A 5,080-nucleotide genomic window follows, 5' to 3' on the forward strand; every position below is an offset into this window, starting at 1 on the left:
AATCCACGGTGATCAACACCGAAACCGTCACCCGAGGGCCGTTGACCAGCGCAAACGACGCGCCGACAGGACACCCGACTGGGGATTTTCAGAGAGCAGGACTGGCCCTAATCACAGAGCGCCATCAGTCCTGGGCGGACCGGATCGCAAAGGTCGCTGACGCGCTGGATCCGTTTCCCGACCGCGCGGTCCGCCCTCACCTGCTCCTCGGCATGCCGACCGCGAGCGAGTTGCAGGCCTTCAGGAATCGGTGACGCTCACCAGTGGCGGTATCCCCAGCGTCGTGGTGCGCGCTCGTACCGGACAGGGATCTCCGAGGGTTTCAGCGGACGGTCGACGACCTGGCGGTAGTTGACGGCGGTGATCCGCTCCGCCTCGTGTACTCGTTCCATCACCTCGGCGAAATGGCCGTGCTCGTGCTCCTTCATCTGGTCGATGAGCCTGGTGATGAGCACGTCCAGGCGCTGCACCTCCGCCTCGGCCGCGGCCAAGCGCTCCTGCATGGTGACTGCGCGATGTCCGCACCAGCCACGCAGCAGCTCGTGCCTGGGCCGGTAGTGCTCGAGGTACGACCCGTATTCCCAGTCTGGATCCGTTGTCCACTCACGTCCGCCGCTGCTCGTGTGGGTCACGCCGCGTTTGGTCTTCTCCCGGCACTGTCGTTCCTCGTCGATCACGCCGTCCAGGATCGGCATCGGGTTCACCCGGCAGGCGTACTCGGCGATCATGAGGGTGCCTTCGGGAGAAACTACAGTGCTCTCACCGATCGCGAACGAATCGACCTGGTCGGTGAGTTCGCCGATCGGGATCCCAATGAGAGGCTCGAGCGCTACCGGGTCGTGGATCGTGGTGACCCATCGCACCAGGGCCGACCACTCCCAAGTCGCGACCTCGCCCGGGATTAACTCCAAGAACACGGTCTCGACGGCTGCTTCCTCCGGATCGGTCAGCTCGAACGCAGCGAGCCGTTCCCAGCTCGCCATCAGCTCGTCGTACTCACGTACTCCCGACCACGCTCCGCGGAGCCGCTTCCCGGGAACTTTCTCCCGCTTCCCGACGCTGTCTCCCTCCAGGAACTCGATCTCGTACTTCGCGCTCTTCTTTCCCATCTCGATCGCGACGACACGAACACGTTGCGAGGAGTCGAAGTCCCGCACTCGATAGATCTGCTCGTCACCGACCTGGATCATCCGTATTCCTCCCCAAGGGACATCGACAGCATCACCACATTAGCCGGTCTAGCGTGTCACGCCAGCGGATTCGATGCGGCAGCACACTGAGCGGCGTCCGCTCAGTGAACCGCCGGGGATACCCCGAGTTGACCACGTGCATTGATTCGGGCCAGACCAGTACCCGGCACGGACCAGTGGGACACGCCCCGCACGTCCCCTGGGTGCTCCGGTTCCGAAACATTGACCAGCACTTGGATGATACTTAACAGCACCCGAATACGAACACCTCTCTTTTCTGCCTACACAATCACCATCAGGCGACACTATGCAACACTCGCCGGCGGGCCAACCAGTAAACCGTTTAATCCCACGAATTAAAATGTGAAACCAATATCAGCGAGCATCAACAGGGGCCAGCCGCTGCCAACAAATGCAAGCCAGCCTACGTTTTCAACGACTTTCGGTACCGTGAAATGGCGCGCAGCGCCGAGCACTGGTCCAGCAGCGGAGACCCATCGAGACCCACTCATGCCCGACACCGTCCTCGGCCAACACTGACATCGCTCGTGCATGCCCAAGCCGACCGTGATCGCTGTCCCCTGCCGATAAGACTTCCCGACTAAGCGGAACAGGATGACGTATACGCTCCGTAATCACAGCGTTGGCCACAGTGACACCCCGCCTGCGCGGTGACGCACTGGGTTGGTTCTGGCCTACAGCGTGTCGAACCGCGATTTGCCGGTGTTCTCGGTCACCATGAGAAGACCGACGGCGATAGCGAGGCGCAGGTGGCGGCAACAGTAACTCGGACAAGTTCGCTGTCGACGCGCTCGCTGTTGCGGGATCGTCTGCTGGTGGCCACCTCCGCGGCATCGGTCTCTAACGCGGTAGGCGAGGTCGTCGGCTCTGCTTTCAGCGGGCTCGTGATCGTGGACGAACGTTGCGCTCGGGCAGCCCGCGCGGTGAAATCGACCTATCGTTCACGTCTGGTTGTCGGCAAGGACACAGCCGCATACCTGCGGTACACGGCCACCCCATCCGAGCCGATGTACCTGCCGTCGATACTCGATGGCGCGGCACCGTCACTCGCGACGTGCATGCAGGATCAGCTCGCCGACGGGGTGGACTTCGCATTGACGCCCACGGGTCGCATCGGTGACCTCGCTTCTCTGGATGCGGCTGTCACCGAAGCCAATGCGCTCACTGTTCCGGGGATCGTGCTTGCGGCTCCAGTGCCGAAGCAGCTACTCACGGGCAGTGAGCGGACTGGGGTGGTCGCGATCCTGGAGCGCTCACGCCATCCCGTAGCGCTGATCGTCACCGGGCAGTTCGACCCCTTCGCCGAGGCGCAAGTCGCTGAAGGGCTACGGGTCATCGCCTCGTCGGCCGCGGACGTATTCCTGCACCGGAGCGACTTCGCCGCGTTCGAGGCACTCGCCCATGGCGGCCTGGGCGGGTCAATCGGATACCTCGCCGGCCTGCGGCACACGGTCACCGGCCGTCGACCCGCCAAGACGAGGAAAGAGCCGCCGGACCGCAGTCCCATCGTGCTACTTCCCGAGATCGACAGCTTCCGCCACCAGGCGGTGTTCGAACCGTGGTTCCGCAACGCTCGTCCGCCGATCTGCTCCCTGCCCAGTTGCTGCGGACGCGATCTGACGACGCTGACGAACAATGCCGCAGATCACGCGATCGCCAATCTGCACAACCTGCGAGCGTGGCTCCCGCTCGGCGAGCAGCTGACAACGATCCCTATCGCCAGCCGCCGAGCGTGGCTGCACACTTACCGCCAATCCGTCGAGAAGGCCTACGCCGATCTGCGCCGCAGGACGCGGGTCAGGGCCATCACGATGGACGCCAGCCAGCAGACGTGGCTCAAGCTCGGGTCGTGACCTCGGCTCCAGCTATGGTCATCTGAGCGGTAAGCGCCCGGTACGCCTGTTCGCGAAACAGCCAACCACCTGGGGTGAAGTAGTTTTCCCGCCAGCACTCCGGCAGCACTGCCATCTGCACACTCGTGCCCGCCGTGACAGCCAGACCGATGCCGTACTCCGCCGCCTCATTGACGACGAGCGGTAGCTCGGCAGGCTCGCTGTCCAGGACCAAGACGCGTGTGGCGACCGGCGCGAACCGGCTCGCTGTGTTGAGGCCACGATCCCAGTCGTCGTCATGAACGACCGCGAGTACCGCCGACAGCGGAGGCCCGGCAAGCCGTGTCACCGCTCCGGCCTCGATGTCGAGGCAGCCATGTGGTGCCCGCGACACAACTCGTCGTTCACGCGCTGACAGTGTCCGCAGCGGCACTGGCTCCCAGCGCGGAAGGTTCGCCAGAACGCTCACGACCTCGAGATCAGTCAGGCTCTCCGCGCGTGCGGCGACACGCCGACGGTGTTCCTGCGCGTCCGCGACCACGAGCACATCGACCTCGGCGTCCAGTAGACGCACGCCGGTGACCGGCGCGCCGCTGTGCCCGACGATGCGGGCGACCTCGAGCAGCACGTCGTTGCGTCCGGCATCGTGACCGGTCCCAGCTAGGTCTGTCACCTGACCAGAGTACGACTCGTGAGCGTCGCTTTTCGACGTTGACACGTCGAAAAGCGACGCGGATTCTGAGCTGGTGGCAGTTCCGGAGGACAGCTCTCTCCCTGAGGGGTTCGGATGGTCCACGGTTCGCTGGCGACCTTCTGCTCGTCATGACCCGGTGGAGGTCGCGACCCTGCACCTGCAGCACCTGCTCCTCCTCGCGGCGCGCGAGGCGTGGCAGCGGCGATCGCCCGACAGGCGTTTCACCGGTTCGGCGTTGGCTGAGCTGTTGGGAACACCGGACTCGCTCCGGCCGGCGGAGAAACGCCTGGCCGGCACCCAGCGACTGCAGCTCGATGACATCGTCCGGCTCGGCCTGTTGCTCGGCGACGACGTCCTCGGAGCTGTGCCCGCGGCCGCGTCCGACCTGCTGCCCGAGCCGTACCAGCGGCTGCTCGACGGATGGCAACCCGGCACGCTGCCACAGTTCCGGCAGCCCGGCCTCGGCGGTCACGATTGGACGAGCGTCGGCATCGCGCTCACCGCGTACCTCGACGTGGAGACCGCCGCAGGCCGCGACCATCTGCTCACCACCGACGCAGTCGCCTACGCCCTCGTCCAGTGCCTCACCGAGTGCGGCACCGACCCCAGCCGCATCGAACTCTCCGAAGACCTGACGAATGACGCCACAGTGCGAGCACTGCAGCTGCCATCACCCATGGTCACATCCTCTGTCGCGCTGGCCTACCTGCCGGATCGTGTCGACCGGCCGACCGCCCTGTGGCCGCGCATCGCGAACATCCTCCACGCCGTGGCCGAGCTCGAAGCCGACGAGCGCATCCTCGTCCTTGTCACCGGACCAGCAGCCACCCGCCAGCTACGTACTCACCTGCCCGACGGGGTCACCGCAGCACCCGGCACCGAGTTCACCCTCCGAATTCAAACAACGATGAGGAACCAGCCGACCACCGGACAGCACCCGGTGGGCCCAGACTTGGACATCCTTCTGCTCGACCGACGTGAACTCAGCGCTCACGGGATCGTGCTCGTGTCAAGCCTGACGAAGCGGCGCTAACCGCGCCTACTTGCTCTGCCACTCACACGAGGCAGTGGAGGCCAGTGAAATGCCGGAGCTGTGGGCGAGTGCCCGATGCGCGGACGCGTGCAGCCAGGGGCTCGAGCCGACATTGACGATCACGACCATGTCACGACTCCAGTGGCCGCTACCAGCACGTTTGCGCGGGCAGGGGCATTCTGCGGGGACTGTTCCAAGATCGGTGTTTCCGGCCCGACACGCCGGGCCAAGGTCCGGCGGGATGGGCACTGTGAGTGATGACATCGGACCTTGTGAGTCCACGTAAGCGTGAGTCCAAGCCGGCGCGGGA

Annotated in this window: 5 protein-coding genes; 3 read left to right on the forward strand and 2 right to left on the reverse strand. The window is 64.9% G+C overall.

The window, feature by feature from the left end:
- Positions 1 to 254: hypothetical protein (locus tag ACLJQZ_RS48295; RefSeq protein WP_410628452.1), on the forward strand; the 254-nt coding region annotated here is incomplete at its 5' end.
- Between the two features lie 3 nt (positions 255 to 257).
- On the opposite strand, the gene ACLJQZ_RS48300 is transcribed toward ACLJQZ_RS48295, so the two are convergent.
- Positions 258 to 1,190 (reverse strand): hypothetical protein, encoded by a 933-nt coding sequence (locus ACLJQZ_RS48300; RefSeq protein ID WP_410628454.1) that lies wholly within the window; start codon positions 1,188 to 1,190, stop codon positions 258 to 260.
- An 836-nt stretch (positions 1,191 to 2,026) separates the two neighbouring features.
- Between ACLJQZ_RS48300 and ACLJQZ_RS48305 the strand changes: the two genes are divergently transcribed.
- A complete protein-coding gene (locus tag ACLJQZ_RS48305; RefSeq protein ID WP_410628455.1) occupies positions 2,027 to 3,064 on the forward strand; it encodes a hypothetical protein in 1,038 nt (345 codons plus the stop codon).
- On the opposite strand, the gene ACLJQZ_RS48310 is transcribed toward ACLJQZ_RS48305, so the two are convergent.
- A complete protein-coding gene (locus ACLJQZ_RS48310; protein WP_410628456.1) occupies positions 3,048 to 3,716 on the reverse strand; it encodes a hypothetical protein in 669 nt (222 codons plus the stop codon). The two genes, ACLJQZ_RS48305 and ACLJQZ_RS48310, sit on opposite strands and share 17 nt — an antisense overlap.
- A 157-nt stretch (positions 3,717 to 3,873) precedes the next feature.
- Between ACLJQZ_RS48310 and ACLJQZ_RS48315 the strand changes: the two genes are divergently transcribed.
- On the forward strand, positions 3,874 to 4,770 hold the full coding sequence (locus ACLJQZ_RS48315; RefSeq protein WP_410628458.1) for a hypothetical protein: 897 nt from the start codon (positions 3,874 to 3,876) through the stop codon (positions 4,768 to 4,770).
- Positions 4,771 to 5,080: the final 310 nt, after the last annotated feature.

The sequence above is a fragment of the Amycolatopsis sp. cmx-8-4 genome (assembly GCF_046548675.1).
Taxonomy (GTDB): Bacteria; Actinomycetota; Actinomycetes; order Mycobacteriales; family Pseudonocardiaceae; genus Amycolatopsis.